Here is a 20,864-nt window from a genome sequence, read left to right as displayed (position 1 = left end):
CCGACGATGTTCATCCCGTCCGCTTTCGTCGAGACCGACCTGATCTGGCTGGACCGGCTGCTGGCGCGCGATGCATTCGTCACCCTGGTCACCACCGGGGCCGACGGTCTGCCGCAGGCCACCCGCCTGCCGGTGCTGTACCGGCGCGATGCCGATGGCATCCTGATCGAAGGCCACTGGGCCAGACCGAATCCGCAGGCGGGCCACGCCGGCCCGGCCCTGATGCTGGTGCACGGCCCGCATGCGTACGTATCGCCCGGCTGGTATCCGGATAAAGCCGCGCAGGCACGTGTACCGACCTGGAACTACGCCGCCGCGGAACTGCGTGGCGTGCTCGAGCCGGTCACCGAGGCCGATGCACTGATCGCAATGCTGGACGGCCTGAGCGCGCACTACGAAGCGCAGGTTGGCGGCGACTGGGACCTGCTGCCGATCGAGCCGCGCCAACAGCGCATGCTCGGCGGCATCGTCGGCTTCCGCTTCCGCCCGGCGCAGGTGCAGATCAAGCTCAAACTCAGCCAGAACCATCCCGAGGCCAACCAGACCAGCGTGATCGACGCGTTGTCCGCCCTGGAGGCGCCGGCCCCGCGCGAGCTGGCGCAGTGGATGCGCTGGCGCCGCGAGGGCGGCACGACCGCCGACTGACCTTACACGTTTCCCGCGACGACGCGGCCACGCCGGCCGCGCCTTGCCCCCCCCCCCCGACGTCAGGGACCCCGCACGATGAAAGACATCCACAAGCTGCTGCAGAACAACCGCGAATGGGCGGACCGGATCGAGAAAGAAGACCCGGAATTCTTCCACCAGCTGGCCAAGCAGCAGCACCCGGAGTACCTGTGGATCGGCTGTTCCGATTCGCGCGTGCCGGCCAACCAGATCATCGGCATGGCACCGGGCGAAGTATTCGTCCACCGCAACGTGGCCAACGTGGTGGTGCACACCGACCTGAACTGCCTGAGCGTGATCCAGTACGCCGTGGATCAGCTGAAGGTGAAGCACATCCTGATCGTCGGCCATTACGGCTGCGGCGGCGTGCACGCCAGCTTGAACAACACGCGCGTGGGCCTGGCCGACAACTGGCTGCGGCACGTGGGCGATGTTGCGCAGAAGCACGCCGTGATCATGGATGCAATCGACGATCCCGAGTTGAAGCATGCGCGCCTGTGCGAGTTGAACGTGATCGAGCAGGTGGTCAACGCCTGCCGCTCGACGATCGTGCAGGACGCCTGGGCACGCGGCCAGAAGCTGATGGTGCACGGCTGGGTGTACAGCCTGAAGGATGGCCGGGTGCGCGAGATGGGCATCGACGTAGGCGCACCGGAAGAGCTGCAGGCGGCATACGAAAAGGCCCTGTCCTACGTTCCGCGCCACGGTCGCCGCGACTGACTTTTCCTTTTACGGACATCGCCCATGCTTGCCTCCCCCATCAACCTGCTCGGCTGGATCGAGGAACACCGGCATCTACTGAAGCCGCCGGTCGGCAACAAGATGATCGAGAACGGCGACTTCATCGTGATGGTGGTCGGCGGCCCGAACAGCCGGACCGACTTCCATTACGACGAGGGTCCGGAGTGGTTCTATCAGCTCGAAGGGGAGATGACGCTGAAGGTGCAGGAGGATGGCGCGGTGCGCGACATTCCGATCCGCGCGGGCGAGATTTTCCTGTTGCCGGGCGGCGTGCCGCATTCGCCGCGCCGTCCGCCGGGCGGTGTGGGTCTGGTGGTGGAGCGCAAGCGGCTGGCGCATGAGCGCGATGGGTTGATGTGGTTCTGCGAGCGGTGCAATCACAAGTTGTACGAGGAGTTTTTCGCGCTGGAGAACATCGAGACGGATCTGCCGAAGGTGTTCGATCGCTATCACTCGTCGCTGGCGTTGCGCACGTGCGGTGCGTGCGGGCATGTGGATCCGCTGCCTGCGAAGGTGGCTGTCGAGGGGTGATGGTTCTCCTGCTTGAGAGCTTTGCAAATTGAACGCCTGGTTGTCCTGAAGCTGGAAAGCTTGAATGCTTGAATGCTTGAATGCTTGACAGATTGAAAGCCAAGGCGGTGCTTGAATTACTTGGGGTGGGCCGGCGGGGGTGGGTTTCCGGGACCCGCCGCAAGTACGTCCATGTAGGCTCGTAGTGCGGCATCCATGCCGCACACGGTCCCGGAAACCCACCCCCACCAACCCATCCACACTTCGTCGGCGTGCACGTAAAGAGCAGGGTCAACTGCAGGCTGCTGCTTTTGCTGCTTTTGCTGCTTTTGCCGCTTCTGCCGCTTCTGCTGCTTCTGCTGCTTCTGGTGCTTCTGGTGCTTCTGCGCCCCAGTTACAGCGCAACCACAGAGGCAGATCAAAATGCGCTGGTCCAAACGGAGCCAACTGCGGCGCAGGTACTAATGACCGCGTCTGCGTCTGCGTCTTTGATTGCCTCTTTGATTTCGTCTTCGTTTGCGCTTCATTTGCATCTGGTGTGGGTCCGCTCCAAAAGTTGAAGCGAACACCGGCCAATGGGTGAGCAAGCGACCGTTTTCGTGTTCGATCACGGCCGGCAACACCAGGCTGCGGCGAGTGAACGCATCGTCCACCGCTGTTGGCCCGCCTACCCTCAGCCCACCAGCTGCACCAAAGCACAGCCCAAGGCATAGCCCCCGCCTTTCCCACGCGCCCCAGCCAACTGTCAGCGGGTCGGTGTGGGTGGGTCTGCAGGACCGTGTGCGGCATGGATGCCGCACTACGAGCCTACATGGACGTACTTGCGGCGGGTCCAGCAGACCCACCCACACCGGCCCGCCCACTGGAACTCCAGTCGCCCTGGCTTCGGCTTCGGCTTCGGCTTCGGCTTCGGCTCGGGCCTCGGCTGAAGCAGCACAGCAAGCCAGATTCAGCCCACACCCCCACCACCCGGATAAACTGTCGGCTCACTGACACCGCCGGTTGCACCATGTCCGAGATCCTCAGCCGCACCCATGCCGTTACCCTGGACGCCGCCGATCCGCTGCGCGCCCTGCGCAACGAATTCGTCTTCCCCCAGCACAACCACCGCGACCAGACCTACTTCGTCGGCAACTCGCTGGGCCTGCAGCCGCGCGGCGCACGTGGCGCCGTGCAGGAAGTCATGGACAAATGGGCCTCGCTCGCCGTCGAAGGCCACTTCACCGGCGACACCCAGTGGCTGCGCTACCACCGCTTGGTCAGCGAACAGCTCGCCCGCGTCGTGGGCGCACTGCCCAGCGAAGTCGTGGCGATGAACACCCTCAGCGTCAACCTGCACCTGATGATGGTCAGCTTCTACCGGCCCACCGCCGAGCGGCCCGTCATCCTCATGGAGGCCGGCGCCTTCCCGACCGACCGGCACGCGGTGGAATCGCAGCTCCGCTTCCATGGCTTCAACCCGGAAACCGATCTGGTCGAAGTGCAGCCCGATGAGCCGAATGGCACCATCTCGCTGCAAGCCATCGAACGCGCCATCACCGAGCATGGCCCGCGCCTGGCGCTGGTGCTGTGGCCCGGCTTGCAGTACCGCAGCGGCCAGGTGTTCGATCTGGAAGCCATCACCCGCATGGCACGCCTGCAGGGCGCCCGCATCGGCTTCGACCTGGCCCACTCGGTCGGCAACGTGCCGCTGCGGCTGCACGACATCGCGCCGGATTTCGCCGTGTGGTGCCATTACAAGTATCTCAACGCGGGTCCCGGTGCCGTCGCCGGCTGCTTCGTGCACGAGCGCCACCACCGCGACGCCACCCTGCCACGGCTTGCCGGTTGGTGGGGCCATGAAGAGGCCACGCGCTTCAAGATGGCGCCACAGTTCGTGCCCGCCGTCGGCGCCGAAGGCTGGCAGCTCAGCAACCCGCCGGTGCTCGGCCTGGCCCCGCTGCGCGCCGCGCTGGACCTGGTCGACAAGGCTGGGGGCATCGACGCCCTGCGGACGAAGTCGCTGCGTCTGACCGGCATGCTGGATGCGCTCGTTCGCGCCCGCCTGTCCGGCGTGCTCGAGGTGCTGACCCCGTCCGAACCCGATCGCCGCGGCTGCCAGCTGTCGCTGCGCGTGGCCGGTGGCCGCGAGCGCGGTCGCAGCCTGTTCGAGTACCTGCAGACCGTGGGCGTGCTCGGTGACTGGCGCGAACCCGACGTGATCCGTATCTCGCCGACCCCGCTCTACAACCGCTACCTCGACCTGCACCACTTCGTCGAGGAAGTGGAAGCCTGGGCCGGCCTCTAAGCCGGCCCTCCCCGCCCCCACGGATATCGTCTTGATCGCTACCCCCTCCCGCTCGCTGAGCATCATCGGCGCAGGTCTGGCCGGTTCGCTGCTCGCCATCCTGCTGTCCCGCCAGGGCTGGCAGATCACCTTGTATGAGCGCCGCGGCGATCCGCGCGTGAGCGATTACGAGTCCGGCCGTTCGATCAACCTGGCCTTGGCCGAGCGTGGACGCCACGCGCTGCGCCAGGCCGGTGTCGAAGACGCGGTCATGGCCAAGGCGGTGATGATGCGCGGGCGCATGATCCATCCACGCGAAGGCGAGCCGCAGCTGCAGCGCTACGGGCGCGATGACAGCGAAGTGATCTGGTCGATCCACCGCAAGGACCTCAACACCACCCTGCTGCAGCTGGCCGAGGATGCAGGCGCAACCGTGCATTTCCACCGTCGCCTGCATACGGTGGATTTCGATGCCGGCTACGCGCGCTTCATCGATGACCGCGACGACCAGCCGCACGACATCCGCTTCGATACCCTGATCGGTGCCGACGGTGCCGGCTCGGCGCTGCGTGCGGCGATGAACCGCAAGCAGCCACTGGAAGAGCGCATCGCCTTCCTGGATCACTCCTACAAGGAGCTGGAGATCCCGCCAACCGGCGACGGCGGTTTCCGGATCGAGGCCAACGCGCTGCACATCTGGCCACGCGGGCATTACATGTGCATCGCCCTGCCGAATGACGAAGGCACGTTCACGGTCACGCTGTTCCTGCCCAATGAGGGCGACCCGAGCTTTGCCACCACCAACAGCGGGGCCGAGGCCGAAGCGCTGTTCGCACGCGACTTCCCCGATGCGCTGGCGCTGATCCCGAACCTGCGCCGCGATTGGGAACAGCATCCGCCCGGCCTGCTCGGCACGCTGCACCTCAAGCATTGGCACATGAAGGGTCGCGCGGTGCTGATCGGCGATGCCGCGCACGCGATGGTCCCGTTCCACGGCCAAGGCATGAACTGCGCCTTCGAAGACTGCATCGCGCTGGCCGCGCACCTGCTGGAGCAGGACTCGCTGGCCGAGGCCTTCGCCGCCTTCGAAACCGACCGCAAACCGAATGCCGAAGCGATCCAGCAGATGGCGCTGGAGAACTACCTGGAGATGCGCGACCGCGTGGCCGATCCGCAGTTCCTGCTGCAGCGCGAACTGGAACAGGCGCTGCAGGCGCGCTGGCCGACCCGCTTCGTGCCGCATTACACGATGGTCACCTTCCTGCGTACGCCGTATGCCGTTGCGCTGGCGCGCACCGACCTGCAGCGGCGCATGCTCGAAGACGCTACCGCCGGGCACGACAGCCTGGCGCATATCGACTGGGCCGCATTGGAGCGGCTGATCCACGAACAACTGCCCATCCTGGAGGGCGCGCACTGATGGCCGACAGCTTCCTGTTCTATGACCTGGAAACCTTTGGCCAGGACCCGCGCCGCACGCGCATCGCGCAGTTCGCCGGTATCCGCACCGATACCGACCTGAACATCATCGATGCGCCGGTGAGCTTCTACGTCAAGCCGGCTGACGATCTGCTGCCCTCCCCGATCGCCACCCTGATCACCGGCATCACCCCGCAGCACGCGCTGGATGCCGGGGTCACCGAAGCCGAAGCGTTCGCGCGGATCAACGATCTGATGGCGCAGCCGGGCACCTGCTCGCTGGGTTACAACACGCTGCGCTTCGACGATGAGTTCATTCGTTACGGGCTGTTCCGCAACTTCTACGATCCCTACGAGCGCGAGTGGCGCAGCGGCAATTCGCGCTGGGACCTGCTGGACATGATGCGCCTGCTGCATGCGCTGCGCCCGGAGGGCATCGTCTGGCCACAGCGCGAAGATGGCGCGACCTCGTTCAAGCTCGAGCATCTGGCCATCGCCAACAACGTCCGCCAGGGCGATGCGCACGAAGCCCTGTCCGATGTGTACGCGACGATCGGGCTGGCCAAGCTGTTCAAGCAGGCGCAACCGCGGCTGTGGGATTACGCGCTGAAGCTGCGCGACAAACGCTTTGTCGGCAGCCTGCTGGATGTGGACGCGATGCAGCCGGTGCTGCACATCTCCATGCGCTACCCGGCCCAGCGCATGTGCGCCGCACCGGTGCTGCCGCTGGCGCGCCATCCCTTCATCAACAACCGCATCATCGCGCTCGATCTGGACGGCGATATCGAACCGCTGCTCGAGCTGCCACCGGAAACCATCGCCGCGCGCCTGTATACCCGTGTCGCCGACATGGCCGAGGGCGAGCAGCGCGTGCCGCTCAAGGAAGTGCACCTCAACAAGGTGCCGGCACTGGTCGCGTGGAATCACCTCCGCCCGGCCGACCACGCACGCCTGGGGATCGACCCGGCCGCGATCGAAGCCAAGGCCGAGCGCCTACGCCAGATCGGCCCGGCGCTGGCCGAGAAGGTCCGCCAGGTGTATTCGGGCGAGCGCACCCTGGCGCCCAGCGATGTCGATGCGTCGCTGTATGACGGCTTCCTGGCCGACGGCGACAAATCCCTGATGGCACGCATCCGCACCAGCCCGCCGTCCGAACTGGCCAGCTTCGCCGAGCGCCTGCGCGACCCGCGCATGCCCGAACTGCTGTTCCGATATCGCGCCCGGAATCACCTGGACAGCCTGGACACCACCGAGCGCTCACGCTGGAACGATTATCGTCGCCAGCGCCTGCTCGGCGATGCGTCGCTGGGCGAACAGACCCTGCCGCAGTTCACCGCGCAGCTGGATGCACTGGCCGCAGAGCACGCCGACGATGTCGGCAAGCTCGCACTGCTGCAGCAGCTGCGCGACTGGGGCGTCCACCTGCAGAGCAGCCTATGAGCACCTATTTCAGCCCGGCGACCTTCACGTTCCTGCGTGGCCTGGCCCGCAACAACGACAAGACCTGGTTCAACGAGCACAAGCCGAAGTACGAAGAACACGTCCGCCAGCCGTTCCTGCGCCTGATCACCGATCTGCAGCCGGACCTGGCCGCGGTCAGCGAACACTTCCGCGCCGACCCACGCACCGTGGGCGGCTCGCTGTTCCGCATCTACCGTGATGCGCGCTTCTCCAACGACAAATCACCGTACAAGAGCTGGCAGGGCGCACGCCTGTTCCATGAGCGCCGCAAGCAGGTGCCGGCCCCGTCGTTCTACATCCATCTGCAACCGGGCGAGAGCTTCGTCGGCGCGGGCCTGTGGCATCCCGAGCCGGCCACGCAGCGCAAGGTGCGGCACTTCATCGTCGACAACCCTGGCAGCTGGAAGGCCGCCGCGCATTCGCCGGTGCTGCGCAGGAAGTTCGATTTCGAGGAAAGCGAAAAGCTGGTGCGCGCCCCGCGGGGGTTCGAGCCGGATTTCGAGTTCATCGACGATCTCAAGCACCGCAACTGGGTGTTCTGGCGCTCGCTGGACGACGCCACGATGACCGGCCCTCGCCTGCGTCAGACCATCGCGGCCGATCTGGTCACGCTGGCCCCGTTCGTGGACTACCTGTGCGCGGCGCTGGACCTGGAGTTCTGAGTTTCACGTGCATTGACACCGCCTGCGGCAAGCTGGGCAGCATGACGACAAGGCAGACCCGATGAAGAAGCTGCTCTGGTTGCTGGTTGCGCTGTTGCTGGTCCTGGCTGGCGTCGTGTTCAGCGGCCCCTATGTGACCGTGCATGGCCTCAGCCGCGCGATCGAACAGCGCGACACCGCCATGCTCGACCGTTACGTGGACTTCCCGATGCTGCGCGCCAACCTGCGCGCCCAGCTGAGTGACTACGTGGTGCGCCGCGCCGGCCCGGACATGCAGTCCAGTCTGTTTGGCGCGTTGCTGCTCTCGGCCGGCGACCGGCTCAGCGCGACCGCCGTGGATGCGCTGGTGACCCCGACCGGCATCGGCGCGCTGCTGGAGGGCCATACCCTGTGGAAGCGGGCCAGCAACGACCTGGACAGCCCCAGCAACGACGCCTACGCCGCGCCACGGCCGGCGCGGCCGCTGAAAGGTGCCACCCATCATTTCGAATCGCTGTCACGCTTCACCGCCACCACCTACACGCCGCAGGGCGCGCCGGTGGTGTTCGTGCTGCAGCGCTCGGGCCTGCGCTGGCGGCTGGTCGACATCCGCCTGCCGCTCAATCCCGACACCACCGCGCCGTCGGTCCTGCCGATCCGGTAGGTACCCACCGTTGGTGGGTACATGGGCGCCACCGTTGGCGGATACATGGGCCCACGTACATCCAAGCGGTGCATCAACCGTCGTTGGCGACCCCGTGCGGCACATGACCGGCCGCCACGCTCTGGTGCTGCAGCGCGCTGTCGATGTTGTGCTGGGAATCGTCGAAGAAGATGTCCGCGCCAAACGCTTCCAGGAACGGGCCCTTGTGGCGGCCGCCGAGGAACAGCGCTTCGTCCAGACGCACCCCCCACTCGCGCAGGGTGCGGATCACCCGCTCGTGCGCCGGCGCCGAGCGCGCCGTCACCAGGGCGGTACGGATCGGTGCATCCTCGCCCGACGGGAACACGGCCTGCAGCGTGTGCAGGGCCGAGAGGAAATTGCGGAACGGGCCGCCGCTGAGCGGCTCGCGGGCGTTCTCGCGCTCATGGCGGCCGAACGCTTCCACGCCCTGCTCGCGCGAGATGCGCTCGCTTTCATCGCCGAAGATCACCGCATCGCCATCGAAGGCGATGCGCAGCTGGCCCAGCGGACGGCCCAGATCGACCTGCTCGGCCGCGGCGATCGTCTCGCCCGGCGGCTTGGGCAGGATGGTCGCCGCGGCGATCCCGTGCAGCAGCGCACGCCGCACCGATTCCGGGTTGGCCGACAGGAACAGATCGGTGCCGAACGGCTTCACATACGGCCAGGTCGGCTCGCCCGCGGTGAAGGTCGCGCGGATGATGCCCAGGTCGTAGTGCTGGATCGAATTGAAGATGCGCAGGCCGGTATCGGCCGAGTTGCGCGAGAGCAGGATCACTTCCACCCGCGGCTGTTCCGGTGACTGGCCCTGGTTGAGCGCCAGCAGCTTGCGCACCACCGGGAAGGCCACGCCGGGGCGCAGCACATCATCCTCGTGCTTGCGCTGGTACTCGGCGTAGGCATCCACGCCTTCGGCCTCGAACAGCGCGTGGCCCTCCTCCAGATCGAACAGGGCCCGCGAGGTCACGGCAACGGTCAGCAAACGGGGGGTGTTGTCGCCCATGGCAATCAGCAATCCAATGCGGCCGCAGCGGCCGGCCAGCCATTCTCCCACAGAGCACGGCCGCCTCGGCCGTGCGCCTTCAGAACATGAACTGCTCGCTCAGGATCCGGTCTTCCAGATTGTGTTCCGGGTCGAACAGCATGGTGACGCGGCGCTCGCGCGATTCACGGATGGTGACTTCCACGACATCACGGGTTTCGTGCGAATCGGCGGTGACGCTGACCGGGCGCTTGTACGGATCAAGCACGCGGAACCGCACTTCGGTATCGGCCTTGAGGATCGCGCCCCGCCAGCGGCGCGGACGATACGGCGCCAATGGCGTGAGTGCGATGGTGTGCGAGCCCAGCGGCAGGATCGGGCCGTGCGCGGAATAGTTGTAGGCGGTGCTGCCGGCCGGGGTGGCCACCAGCACGCCGTCGCCGATCAGCTCGGCCACGCGCTCCTGGCCATTGAGGTCGATGCCGATGTGCGCGGCCTGGCGGGTCTGGCGCAGCAGCGATACATCGTTGTAAGCCAGCGAACCGGTGGTGGTGCCGGACTCGGTCAGCGCCAGCATCTCCAGCGGCCGCAGGTTGGCCGGCTCGGCAGCCGCCAGGCGCGCCGGCAGGTCGTCATCACGGAACTGGTTCATCAGGAACCCGACCGTGCCCAGCTTCATGCCGAACACGGGCCGATCCAGCGCGCCGTAGCGATGCAGGGTCTGCAGCAGGAAGCCATCACCGCCCAACGGGCACAGCACCTCGGCCTGCTCGGGCGCGTAGTCGCCGTAGCGGGCCCGCATCTGCGCCAGGGCGAGCTGCGCCGCTTCGGTGGAGCTGGCCAGGAAGGCGATACGGGGGGTGTCGCTCATCGGTGAATCCGGGTGGTGTATGCCGGCAAGAGCATAACCGGTCGTGCCGGTCGCGGGCCGGCACGACCGGAAACGAAAACGGCCCCGCCGAAGCGGAGCCGTGTGTTTCTCATGCAATGCCGTTACCAGACCCCGCCCATCCCTCTGGAGCAGAGCCCCCCTGAGTCAGGGGGGCGCGCCGAAGGCGCGGGGGTCTGGACGCATGGTTTGCATGGGGCCCACGGTTTGCAGAGCAAACCGTGGGGCGTCAGCGCGAATGCGCTTACGCCCCATGCGACGCCAGCTGGCCCAGGCGCTGGACCGCGACCGAAACGGTCGGGTAGTCCAGGGTCTTCTGCTCGGCCAGCTCGGCCAGCATCGCCAGGGTGAAGCGCAGGCTGCTGTCATCGCGGCCCATCCAGGCGGCGACCTTGGCTTCGGCGCTGCTGCCCTTCATCGACAGGACCTGGGCGGCCAGGTTGCGATGGTGGGCGGCCAGCTCGTCGCGCAGCACGCCACGGGCCACGGCGTGCCAGCGGCCGTTGACCTCCAGCGCGTCGATCTGCTCGAACAGCCACGGCAGCTGCAGGGCATCGCCCAGGCGGAAGTGGACCTTGGAGACATCCACCGGCTTCAGCTTGCGGGTGCGGGCCAGTTCGATGATGTCGAATGCCGGCTCCAGGAACTGCAGTTCCGAGAGCTGCTGCGACAACGCCGGCGGCAGGCCCTTGTCCTTCCACTCCTGCACGCTGGCCTCATAGGCCGGGCGCTGCGAATCCGGCAGCACGCCCGAAGCGTCGCGGATGTCGTTGAACGCGGCCTGGTAGCGGTTGACCGCTTCGGTGATGCCCGGCATGGCGCCCGGGCGCGACAGCAGCCAGCGCACGAACGAACGCTGCAGCTTCCAGATCACTTCCAGCGCATCGATCTGCACCGACTCCGGCAGGGTGCCGTCGAGGGCGTCGATCTGAGCCCACAGCGCGCGTGCGTCCAGCGTTTCACGGCTGATCGTGTACGCCTTGGCGACCTCGGCCACGGTGCGGCCGGTGTCTTCCTGCATGCGCATCAGGAAGGTGGCGCCCATGCGGTTGATGGTCTGGTTGGTCACGGCCGTGGCGATGATTTCGCGCTTCAGGCGGTGACGCTCCATCGCGTCGGCGTACTTCTTCTGCAGCGGCGTCGGGAAGTAGCGCTGCAGCTCCTTGGACAGGTACGGATCTTCCGGAATGTCCGACTCGAGCAGCTGCTGGAAGGCCACCAGCTTGGAGTAGGACAGCAGCACCGACAGTTCCGGACGGGTCAGGCCCTGGCCACGCGCCTTGCGTGCGGACAGTTCCGCATCCGAGGGCAGGTACTCGATCTGGCGATCCAGCAGGCCCTGCTGTTCCAGCGTGCGGATGAAGTGCTGCTTGGAACCCAGGCGCTTGACCGCCATGCGTTCCATCAGGCTCAGTGCCTGGTTCTGACGGTAGTTGTCCATCAGCACCAGCGCGGCTACTTCGTCGGTCATCGAGGCCAGCAGCTTGTTGCGCTGTTCGACGGTCAACTTCTTGGCCCGCACCACATCGTTGAGCAGGATCTTGATGTTGACTTCGTGATCGGAGGTGTCCACACCGGCCGAGTTGTCGATGAAGTCGGTGTTGAGCAGCACGCCGGCCTGGGCGGCTTCGATACGGCCCAGCTGGGTCATGCCCAGGTTGCCGCCCTCGCCCACCACCTTGCAGCGCAGCTCGCCGCCATTGACGCGCAGCGCGTTGTTGGCGCGGTCGCCGACATCGCTGTGCTGCTCGCTGGCCGCCTTGATGTAGGTACCGATGCCACCGTTCCACAGCAGGTCGACCGGCGACTTCAGGATGGCGCTCATCAGATCGTTCGGGGTCATCGACTTGATGCCCTCGTCCAGGCCGAGTACCTCACGTACCTGCGGGGTGATCTCGATCGACTTCAGCGTACGCGGGTACACGCCGCCGCCCTTGCTGATCAGCTTGGCATCGTAATCGGCCCAGCTGGAGCGCGGCACGGTGAACAGACGCTCGCGCTCGACGAAGGTCGTGGCCGCATCCGGGTTCGGGTCCAGGAAGATGTGGCGGTGATCGAACGCGGCGACCAGGCGGATATGGCGCGACAACAGCATGCCGTTGCCGAACACGTCGCCGGACATGTCGCCCACGCCGACCGCGGTGAAGTCCTGGCTCTGGCTGTCACGGCCCAGCGCACGGAAGTGGCGCTTGACCGACTCCCATGCACCGCGTGCGGTGATGCCCATGCCCTTGTGGTCGTAACCGACCGAGCCGCCGGAAGCGAACGCGTCGCCCATCCAGAAGCCGTGCGCCACGGCCAGGCCGTTGGCGATGTCGGAGAAGGTCGCGGTGCCCTTGTCGGCCGCCACCACCAGGTACGGGTCGTCCATGTCGTGGCGGACCACGTCCACCGGCGGCACGATCTTGTTGTTGACGATGTTGTCGGTGATGTCCAGCAAGCCCTGGATGAACAGCTTGTAGCAGGCCACGCCGTTGGCGAACACCGCATCACGGTCGCCGTTGACCGGCGGCATCTTGGCGAAGAAGCCGCCCTTCGCGCCGACCGGCACGATCACGGTGTTCTTGACCATCTGTGCCTTGACCAGGCCCAGCACCTCGGTACGGAAGTCTTCGCGACGGTCCGACCAGCGCAGGCCGCCACGGGCCACGGCACCGAAGCGCAGGTGGGTACCTTCCACGCGCGGGCCATACACGAAGATTTCGCGGTACGGGCGCGGCTTGGGCAGGTCCGGCACCAGTGCCGAATCGAACTTGAAGCTGATGACGTGGCCCGGACGGCCCTCGGCATCGGTCTGGTAGTAGCTGGTGCGCAGGGTCGCATCGATCACGCCCATGAAGCTGCGCAGGATGCGGTCCTCGTCCAGGCTGGAGACGCGGTCCATCAGCTTCAGCAGCGCATCGCGGGCCGCGTCCATCTGCACGGCGCGGTCACCCTTGCGTGCGTCGACCACGGTCTTGAGCACTTTCAGGGTGGCTTCGTCGCCGCCGGCGAGCACGGTCAGGTGCGCGCGCAGCTGGGCCTGGCCCTCGGCGATCGCGTCCTTGCTCTCGTTGCCGGTGGCCGGATCGAAGCGGGCTTCGAACAGCTCCACCAGCAGGCGGGCCAGCAGCGGGTAGCGGGTGAAGGTGCCTTCCACATAGGCCTGCGAGAACGGCACGCCGGTCTGCAGCAGGTACTTGCAGTAGCCCCGCAGCATCGCGACCTGGCGCCAGTGCAGGCCGGCGGCGAGCACCAGGCGGTTGAAGCCGTCGTTCTCGGCATCGCCATGCCACACGCGGGCGAAGGTCTCGCCGAAGGCTTCATCGACGCTCGGCGCATCGATCGCACCGGCCACCGATTCGACTTCGAAGTCCTGCACGTACACCGGCGCATTGTCGACCGTCAGACGGTACGGACGCTCGGCGATCACGCGCAGGCCCATGTTCTCCATCATCGGCAGCGCATCGGACAGCGGGATGTCATCCAGCTGGCGATACAGCTTCAGGCGCAGGCCATCGCCGCCTTCGCGCTGCACGGCCTGCAGGCTCAGGCGCAGATCGTCCGGGCCGGTCAGTGCGTCGAGCTGGCTGACGTCGTTGGCGGCGATCTCGGTGCTGGAGTCTTCGATGTAACCGGCCGGCAGCGCCTTGCCGATGCGCGCGGCGATGCGCAGGCCTTCGCTTTCACCGTGACGGGCGACCAGCGCTTCGCGCAGATCGTCCTGCCAGTTGCGCAGCACCTGGGCAAGCTTCTGCTCCAGTTCGCTGGTGTCCACTTCCAGGGTCTGGCCAGCCTTCGGACGGACGATCAGATGCACCTGGGCCAGCGGCGATTCGCCGAGCACGACCGAGCTGTCCACGTACTCGCCCTGCAGGGCGTCCTTGAGCATGGCTTCGATGCGCAGGCGCACATCGGTGTTGAAACGTTCGCGCGGCAGGTACACCAGCGCGGAAATGAAACGGCTGTACTTGTCACGGCGCAGGAACAGGCGGCTGCGCACGCGCTCCTGCAGGCCCAGCACGCCCATGGCGGTGCGGAACAGTTCGTCCTCGCTGGACTGGAACAGCTCTTCGCGCGGCAGGGTCTCCAGGATGTGGCGCAGCGCCTTGCCGCTGTGACTGCTCGGCGCCAGGCCGGAGTTGCTCATCACGTATTCGTGGCGCTGGCGCACCAGCGGGATTTCCCACGGGCGGCGGTTGTAGGCGCTGGAGGTGAACAGGCCCAGGAAGCGCTGTTCGCCGATGATCTTGCCCTTGGCGTCGAATTCCAGCACGCCGATGTAATCCATGTAGCCCGAGCGATGCACGCGCGAACGGGCGTTGGTCTTGGTCAGGATCAGCGCGTCCTTCAACCCGGTGGTGGCATTGAGGCCCTGCGCGGCGAGCGTCTTGACCGGACGTGCGGCGGATTTGTCCTGCCCGCGCATCAGGCCCAGGCCGGTATCGTTGAGCGGCGCCAGCACCTCTTCCTTGCCCTGCTTCTCGACGCGGTATTCGCGGTAGCCGAAGAAGGTGAAGTGATTGTCGGCGGCCCAGCGCAGGAATTCCTGTGCTTCCGCGCGCGAGGCAGCGTCGACGGGCAGCTGGCGGGTGCCGAGGTCGTCGGCCAGGCTCTGCGCCTTGGCACGCATTGCCTCCCAATCGCGGACGATGGCACGCACCTCGTCCAGCGCCTTGATGATCGCCTGCTCCACCTCGGCCATGGCCTCGGCCGGCTGGCGATCGATCTCCAGCAGCATCACCGATTCGGCGGTGCCCTCGCTGACCGCGGTCAGCTTGCCGGCCTTGTCACGCGCGAAGCGGATCACCGGGTGACCCAGCACGTGCACGCCGACGCCATGCTCGGCCAGCGACATGGTGACGGTGTCGACCAGGAACGGCATATCGTCGTTGACGATCTGCAGCACCGTATGCGGCGACTCCCACCCGTTGCTCTTCAGCGTCGGGTTGAACACGCGGACGTTGGCCTTGCCGGACTTGCGCACACGCGCGAATTCCAGCGTGTCCGCTGCCAGTGCGGCCCACTCCTCGGCGCTGTGGTGCGGGAACTCGTCCGCCTCCATGCGCTTGTAGAAGTCGGCGGCAAAAGCCACTGCCTCGGCCTGCCCGGCCGACGGGTAGCGCTTGCGCAAGGCCGTGTACACCGGCTCCAGCGAGAAGCCCACTGGCGAAACAGTCTGCGTATCGGCTGGTTTGGATTTGTTTTTCACGGTCTTGGCTGCTGGTTTTTGCGGTTTCATGACGGAGCGGTGCGTGTTGCTCAGTTGGGAAAATGAAATTGTAGGCCTACCGCACAGAAATACCTTGCTGCAGGACGGAATAAGGTGATTCGGGTTGGGTGCCGTTTACATCGGCCGTGTCAATTCGGCCGGGTACGGATCAGCGCATCGATGTTGCATCCGCCCCAGCATCGGCCGCATCCGTTGCAACTTGACGTTGGTCATCAAACGCCATGGAAAGACAAGGCTTCTACAATTCTGAACTGGACGGTATAGTCCACCGCGTGACTCCCCCACACCCCGCCGCCAGCACGATGGACGCGCGCGATCATCGCGTGTTCGATGCTGTGCGCGAGCTGCTGGCCAGCCAGGGGATGCAACTGAGCATGGACGCGGTGGCCCAGCACGCCGGCTGCTCCAAGCAGACGCTCTACAGCCGCTATGGCAGCAAGCAGGAACTGCTGCGCCGGGTGATGCAGCGGCATGTCTGCCGCGCCACCGCCGGGCTGCGCTCACTGGACGGTGATGACCTGCGTGGCAGCCTGCTGCAGTTCGCCAACGATTACCTGGATCACTTCAATCAGCCGCACGTGGTCCAGGCTCGAAGGTTGATCGCGACAGAATCCAGCCAGTTCCCCCAGGAAGCCCGCACCCTGTACCAGGACGGCGCCGGGGCATTGGCGCTTCATGTTTCTGAATGGATGGCAACCCGGTCCGCGCAAGGCCAATTGAGGCATGACGACCCGCACTTCATGGCTGAACTGCTATTGAGCATGATCGCCGGCTTGGATTTCGAGAAACAGCGCTTCCATATTTCCCATCGCGCTGACGCCGCCGTGCGCCGCCGCTGGGCAGAATTCTCCGTCGACAGCTTCCTGCGCGCGTTCGCCGCGCCCGAAGCCGCCACGGCTTCGCATTCAAACCAACACCGGAGCTTCTCCTGATGATCGCCCCACTCCGCACCCTTGCCCTGACGTGCGCAGTCGCCCTTGCGTTGACCGCCTGCAAAAAGGAAGAGCAGCAGGCCCCGCCGCCTCCGGAAGTGGGCGTCATCGAGGCCAAGCCACAGACCCTGCCGCTGCAGCGCGAGCTGGTCGGCCGCCTGTCGCCGTTCCGCAGCGCCGACGTCCGCGCCCGCGTGCCGGGCGTGCTGCTCAAGCGCGTCTATCAGGAGGGCTCGGATGTGAAGGAAGGCCAGGTGCTGTTCCTGATCGATCCGGCACCGCTGCGCGCCGCCCTCAATGCCTCGCAGGCCGAACTGGCCTCGGCCCAGGCCTCGGCGGCGAACGCCAAGGCCGCCGCCAACCGCGCCCGCTCGCTGGCCCCGCAGGCCTATGTGTCCAAGTCCGATCTGGACGCAGCCGAAGCCACCGAGCGCACCGCCGCGGCCGCCGTGCAGCAGGCCCAGGCCTCGCTGGCCAGCGCGCAGATCAACCTCGGCTACGCCGAAGTGCGCTCGCCGATCAGCGGCCGCGCCGGCAAGCAGCAGGTCACCGAAGGTGCGCTGGTCGGCCAAGGTGATGTGACCCTGCTGACCACCGTGGACCAGCTCGATCCGCTGTACGTGAACTTCTCGATGAGCGTCGATGAGCTGACCCAGATGCGCGCCGCGCAGGCCAAGGGCGCGCTGGCCCTGAGCGGGGACGGCAAGTCCACCGTGCAGGTGAAGCTGGCCGACGGTACGGTCTACGACCAGCCGGGCACCCTGGACTTCTCTTCGACCACGGTCGACCCGGCCACCGGCGCGGTCTCGCTGCGCGCGGTGCTGCCGAACCCGCAGCAGATCCTGCTGCCGGGCGCCTTCGTCAGCTTCCAGGCGACCCTGGGCGAGCGCAACAACGCGTACCTGGTCCCGCTGCAGGCCCTGCAGCGCGACACCACCGGCGGCTATGTGCTGGTGGTCGGCAAGGACGGCAAGGTGGTCCGCAAGAACGTGAAGAGCGAAGGCCAGCAGGGCAGCAACTGGCTGGTCAGCGGTGGCCTGGATGCTGGCGATCAGGTGATCGTGGCGGGCGTCCAGAAGGTCAAGGAAGGCGCTCCGGCCAAGGCCGCACCGTGGAACCCGGCCGCCGGCAACGGCAATGGCCAGGCCCCGGCGGGTGCTGCCCCGGCAGGCGCCGCACCTGCGGCCAAGCCTGATGCCGCTGCCGCCCCGGCCGATGCCGCCGCCGCAAAGTCCGACGCCGCTCCGGCTGCCGAACCGAACAAGCAATAACGGGAATCCTCCGTCATGCCTAAATTTTTCATTGAACACCCGGTATTCGCCTGGGTGGTCGCGATCCTGATCTCGCTTGCGGGCGTGATCTCGATCCTGGGTCTGGGCGTGGAGTCCTACCCGAGCATCGCACCGCCCCAGGTGACGGTGAGCGCCACCTACCCCGGCGCCAGCGCCGACACCGCCGAAAAGTCGGTCACCCAGGTGATCGAGCAGCAGCTGACCGGTATCGATCACCTGCTGTACTTCAGCTCCTCTTCGGCCTCCAACGGCCGCGTCACCATCACCCTGACCTTCGAAACCGGCACCGACGCCGACATCGCCCAGGTCCAGGTGCAGAACAAGGTGTCCCTGGCGACTCCTCGCCTGCCCACCGAGGTGACCCAGCAGGGCGTGGTGGTGGCCAAGGCCAACGCCGGCTTCCTGATGGTGGTGGCCCTGCAGTCCGACAACGCCTCGATCAACCGCGATGCGCTGAACGACATCGTCGGCTCGCGCGTGCTCGACCAGATCTCGCGCATCCCCGGCGTCGGCAGCACCCAGCAGTTCGGTTCCGAGTACGCCATGAACATCTGGCTCAACCCGGAAAAGATGCAGGGTTACGGCCTGTCGGCCAGCCAGGTGCTGGCCGCGATCAAGGACCAGAACGTGCAGTTCGCGGCCGGTTCGCTGGGCTCGGACCCCTCGCCTGAAGGTCACTACTTCACCGCGACGGTCTCGGCCGAAGGTCGCTTCAGTTCGCCGGAAGAGTTCGAGAACATCATCCTGCGCGCCAATGCCGACGGTTCGCGCGTGCTGCTCAAGGACATCGCCCGGATCGCCTTCGGTGCGAACAACTACGGCTTTGACACCCAGTACAACGGCAAGCCGACCGGTGCCTTCGCGATCCAGCTGCTGCCGGGCGCCAACGCACTAAACGTGGCCAATGCGGTCACCGCCAAGATGGACGAGCTGGCCCCCAGCTTCCCGTCCGGTGTCAGCTGGTTCTCGCCGTACGACAGCACCACCTTCGTGAAGATCTCGATCGAGGAAGTGGTCAAGACCCTGATCGAAGCGGTCGCGCTGGTCTTCCTGGTGATGCTGATCTTCCTGCAGAACTTCCGCGCCACGCTGATCCCGACCCTGGTCATCCCGGTCGCGCTGCTGGGCACGTTCCTGGGCATGAGCATCATCGGCTTCACCATCAACCAGTTGACGCTGTTCGCGATGGTGCTGGCGATCGGCATCGTGGTCGATGACGCCATCGTGGTCATCGAGAACGTCGAACGCATCATGACCGAGGAGAAGCTGCCGCCCAAGGCCGCGACCCAGAAGGCCATGACCCAGATCACCGGCGCGGTGGTGGCCATCACCGTCGTGCTGGCCGCGGTGTTCATTCCGTCGGCGCTGCAGGGCGGTGCCGCCGGTGAGATCTACAAGCAGTTCGCGCTGACGATCGCCATCGCGATGGCGTTCTCGGCATTCCTGGCACTGGGCTTCACCCCGGCGCTGTGCGCGACGTTCCTCAAGCCGACGCACAACGACAACCCGAACATCGTCTACCGCACCTTCAACAAGTACTACGACAAGGTCAGCAACACCTACGTGGGCCACATCACCTCGGCGGTGAAGCACGCCCCGCGCTGGATGATCCTGTTCGTGGTGCTGACCGTGCTGTGCGGTTTCCTGTTCACGCGCATGCCGGGCAGCTTCCTGCCGGAAGAAGACCAGGGCTATGCACTGGCGATCGTGCAGCTGCCGCCGGGCTCGACCAAGTCGCAGACCAACCACGCGTTTGCCCAGATGCGCGGCATCCTGGAAAAGCAGGATGGCTTCGAAGGCATGCTGCAGGTGGCCGGTTTCAGCTTCGTCGGTTCCGGTGAGAACGTGGGCATGGGCTTCATCCGCCTCAAGCCCTGGGCGGACCGCGACATCACGGTGCCCGAGTTCATCAACAACATGAACGGCGCGTTCTTCGGCATCAAGGAAGCGCAGATCTTCGTGGTCAACCTGCCGACCGTGCAGGGCCTGGGCCAGTTCGGCGGTTTCGACATGTGGCTGCAGGACCGTGGCGGCGTGGGTTATGACCAGTTGACGCAGGCCCGCAACATCCTGCTCGGCAAGGCCGCGCAGGAGAGCGATCTGCTGACCGGCGTGCGTCCGAACGGGCTGGAAAACGCTCCGCAGCTGCAGCTGCACGTGGACCGCGTGCAGGCACAGACGATGGGGCTGTCGGTCTCGGACGTGTACAGCACCATCCAGCTGATGCTGGCCCCGGTGTACGTCAACGACTTCTTCTATGAAGGCCGCATCAAGCGCGTGACCCTGCAGGCCGATGGACCGTACCGCACCGGCGCGGAGTCGTTGAACAGCTTCTACACGCCCAGCGTGCTGCAGACCAATCCCGACGGCACGCAGGCGATGATTCCGCTGAGCACCGTGGTGAAGTCCGAATGGGTGTCCGCACCGCCGTCGCTGAGCCGCTACAACGGCTACTCGGCGGTCAACATCGTCGGTTCGCAGGCGGCCGGGCGCAGCTCGGGCGAGGCGATGCAGGCGATGGAACGGATCGTCAACGATGACCTGCCGGCCGGCTTCGGCTACGACTGGTCGGGCATGTCCTACCAGGAAATCCTGGCCGGCAACGCCGCGACCCTGCTGCTGGTGCTGTCCATCGTGGTGGTGTTCCTCTGCCTGGCCGCGCTGTATGAGAGCTGGTCGATCCCGGTGGCGGTGCTGCTGGTGGTGCCGCTGGGTGTCCTCGGCGCGCTGGCCTTCTCGCTCGCACGTGGCCTGCCGAACGATCTGTACTTCAAGATCGGCCTGATCACCGTGATCGGCCTGGCCGCGAAGAACGCGATCCTGATCGTGGAGTTCGCGGTGGAACAGCGGGCCGCGGGCAAGAACCTGCGCGAGGCGACCATCGAGGCGTCCCGCCTGCGTTTCCGCCCGATCCTGATGACCTCGTTCGCCTTCATCATGGGCGTGGTGCCGATGGCCATCTCCACCGGTGCCGGCGCCAACGCGCGTCACGCGATCGGTACCGGCGTGATCGGCGGCATGGTGTTCGCCACCTTCCTCGGCCTGCTGATGATCCCGGTGTTCTTCGTGGTGGTCCGCCGCATGCTGGGCGACAAGCTGGACGAACCGTCCAAGGAGTTCCTGGAGCGCCAGGGCGAAGCCAACACGGCGCACCGTCCGGATCGCTGATGG

Annotated in this window: 14 protein-coding genes and 1 pseudogene; 12 read left to right on the top strand and 3 right to left on the bottom strand. The window is 66.2% G+C overall.

All coding sequences use genetic code 11. From position 1 onward, the window contains the following. The first annotated feature begins 6 nt into the window (after positions 1 to 6). The 9 genes from AC07WC_RS13730 (at position 7) to AC07WC_RS13690 (ending at position 8,368) form a co-directional block, all read left to right on the top strand. Positions 7 to 645: an FMN-binding negative transcriptional regulator gene (locus tag AC07WC_RS13730; protein WP_495210480.1), complete on the top strand. Its 639-nt coding sequence runs from the start codon at positions 7 to 9 to the stop codon at positions 643 to 645. Positions 646 to 723: 78 nt separating this feature from the next. After that, entirely contained in the window at positions 724 to 1,386 is a 663-nt protein-coding gene (gene can / locus AC07WC_RS13725) for a carbonate dehydratase (protein WP_495210479.1), read from the top strand. A 24-nt stretch (positions 1,387 to 1,410) separates the two neighbouring features. Further along, entirely contained in the window at positions 1,411 to 1,938 is a 528-nt protein-coding gene (locus AC07WC_RS13720; protein ID WP_495210478.1) for a 3-hydroxyanthranilate 3,4-dioxygenase, read from the top strand. A 290-nt stretch (positions 1,939 to 2,228) separates the two neighbouring features. Then, a complete protein-coding gene (locus AC07WC_RS13715; RefSeq protein WP_495210477.1) occupies positions 2,229 to 2,477 on the top strand; it encodes a hypothetical protein in 249 nt (82 codons plus the stop codon). A gap of 449 nt (positions 2,478 to 2,926) precedes the next feature. Beyond that, positions 2,927 to 4,204 (top strand): kynureninase, encoded by a 1,278-nt coding sequence (gene kynU, locus AC07WC_RS13710; protein ID WP_495210476.1) that lies wholly within the window; start codon positions 2,927 to 2,929, stop codon positions 4,202 to 4,204. 31 nt (positions 4,205 to 4,235) lie between these two features. After that, positions 4,236 to 5,603, top strand: coding sequence for an FAD-dependent oxidoreductase (locus AC07WC_RS13705; protein ID WP_495210475.1), 1,368 nt, complete (start codon positions 4,236 to 4,238; stop codon positions 5,601 to 5,603). Next, the gene (sbcB, locus tag AC07WC_RS13700) at positions 5,603 to 7,042 is read left to right on the top strand and encodes an exodeoxyribonuclease I (RefSeq protein ID WP_495210474.1); all 1,440 of its coding nucleotides are present in this window, start codon (positions 5,603 to 5,605) and stop codon (positions 7,040 to 7,042) included. Before AC07WC_RS13705 ends, sbcB begins: the two co-directional genes overlap by 1 nt. Beyond that, entirely contained in the window at positions 7,039 to 7,725 is a 687-nt protein-coding gene (locus AC07WC_RS13695; RefSeq protein ID WP_495210473.1) for a DUF2461 domain-containing protein, read from the top strand. The genes sbcB and AC07WC_RS13695 overlap by 4 nt, the downstream gene beginning before the upstream one ends. Positions 7,726 to 7,786: 61 nt before the next feature. Beyond that, positions 7,787 to 8,368: a DUF2939 domain-containing protein gene (locus AC07WC_RS13690; protein ID WP_495210472.1), complete on the top strand. Its 582-nt coding sequence runs from the start codon at positions 7,787 to 7,789 to the stop codon at positions 8,366 to 8,368. Between the two features lie 73 nt (positions 8,369 to 8,441). Here the strand turns inward: AC07WC_RS13690 and AC07WC_RS13685 are convergent, their stop codons facing one another. The 3 genes and pseudogenes from AC07WC_RS13685 to AC07WC_RS13675 form a co-directional block, all read right to left on the bottom strand. After that, positions 8,442 to 9,389, bottom strand: a complete 948-nt coding sequence (locus AC07WC_RS13685; protein WP_088434636.1) for a 5'-nucleotidase — start codon at positions 9,387 to 9,389, stop codon at positions 8,442 to 8,444. Between the two features lie 79 nt (positions 9,390 to 9,468). Continuing rightward, positions 9,469 to 10,239, bottom strand: a complete 771-nt coding sequence (locus AC07WC_RS13680; RefSeq protein ID WP_121037882.1) for an NAD kinase — start codon at positions 10,237 to 10,239, stop codon at positions 9,469 to 9,471. A gap of 262 nt (positions 10,240 to 10,501) precedes the next feature. Beyond that, positions 10,502 to 15,397: pseudogene (locus AC07WC_RS13675) on the bottom strand (NAD-glutamate dehydrogenase); the annotation flags it as partial. Between the two features lie 374 nt (positions 15,398 to 15,771). Between AC07WC_RS13675 and AC07WC_RS13670 the strand changes: the two are divergent. The 3 genes from AC07WC_RS13670 to AC07WC_RS13660 are packed head-to-tail and all read left to right on the top strand — an operon-like array spanning position 15,772 to position 20,861. Continuing rightward, positions 15,772 to 16,401 carry a TetR/AcrR family transcriptional regulator gene (locus tag AC07WC_RS13670; RefSeq protein ID WP_495210528.1) on the top strand — a complete coding sequence of 210 codons (630 nt, stop codon included), beginning with the start codon at positions 15,772 to 15,774 and terminating at the stop codon, positions 16,399 to 16,401. Further along, entirely contained in the window at positions 16,401 to 17,672 is a 1,272-nt protein-coding gene (locus tag AC07WC_RS13665) for an efflux RND transporter periplasmic adaptor subunit (protein ID WP_495210471.1), read from the top strand. Before AC07WC_RS13670 ends, AC07WC_RS13665 begins: the two co-directional genes overlap by 1 nt. Before the next feature lie 15 nt (positions 17,673 to 17,687). Then, positions 17,688 to 20,861 carry a multidrug efflux RND transporter permease subunit gene (locus AC07WC_RS13660; protein ID WP_495210470.1) on the top strand — a complete coding sequence of 1,058 codons (3,174 nt, stop codon included), beginning with the start codon at positions 17,688 to 17,690 and terminating at the stop codon, positions 20,859 to 20,861. The last annotated feature ends 3 nt before the right edge of the window (positions 20,862 to 20,864 follow it).

This window comes from Stenotrophomonas sp. GW821-FHT01H02A (assembly GCF_059422145.1).
The sequence above is the reverse complement of the archived record's forward strand: the minus strand, read 5'-3'. Positions and strand labels throughout refer to the sequence as shown.

Bases quoted from the DNA above. Each gene is read 5' to 3' on its own strand.
- AC07WC_RS13730 (WP_495210480.1), top strand. From the start codon at position 7: ATGTTCATCCCGTCCGCTTTCGTCGAGACCGACCTGATCTGGCTGGAC.
- can (WP_495210479.1), top strand. From the start codon at position 724: ATGAAAGACATCCACAAGCTGCTGCAGAACAACCGCGAATGGGCGGAC.
- AC07WC_RS13720 (WP_495210478.1), top strand. From the start codon at position 1,411: ATGCTTGCCTCCCCCATCAACCTGCTCGGCTGGATCGAGGAACACCGG.
- kynU (WP_495210476.1), top strand. From the start codon at position 2,927: ATGTCCGAGATCCTCAGCCGCACCCATGCCGTTACCCTGGACGCCGCC.
- sbcB (WP_495210474.1), top strand. From the start codon at position 5,603: ATGGCCGACAGCTTCCTGTTCTATGACCTGGAAACCTTTGGCCAGGAC.
- AC07WC_RS13695 (WP_495210473.1), top strand. From the start codon at position 7,039: ATGAGCACCTATTTCAGCCCGGCGACCTTCACGTTCCTGCGTGGCCTG.
- AC07WC_RS13690 (WP_495210472.1), top strand. From the start codon at position 7,787: ATGAAGAAGCTGCTCTGGTTGCTGGTTGCGCTGTTGCTGGTCCTGGCT.
- AC07WC_RS13685 (WP_088434636.1), bottom strand. From the start codon at position 9,389: ATGGGCGACAACACCCCCCGTTTGCTGACCGTTGCCGTGACCTCGCGG.
- AC07WC_RS13680 (WP_121037882.1), bottom strand. From the start codon at position 10,239: ATGAGCGACACCCCCCGTATCGCCTTCCTGGCCAGCTCCACCGAAGCG.
- AC07WC_RS13670 (WP_495210528.1), top strand. From the start codon at position 15,772: ATGGACGCGCGCGATCATCGCGTGTTCGATGCTGTGCGCGAGCTGCTG.
- AC07WC_RS13665 (WP_495210471.1), top strand. From the start codon at position 16,401: ATGATCGCCCCACTCCGCACCCTTGCCCTGACGTGCGCAGTCGCCCTT.
- AC07WC_RS13660 (WP_495210470.1), top strand. From the start codon at position 17,688: ATGCCTAAATTTTTCATTGAACACCCGGTATTCGCCTGGGTGGTCGCG.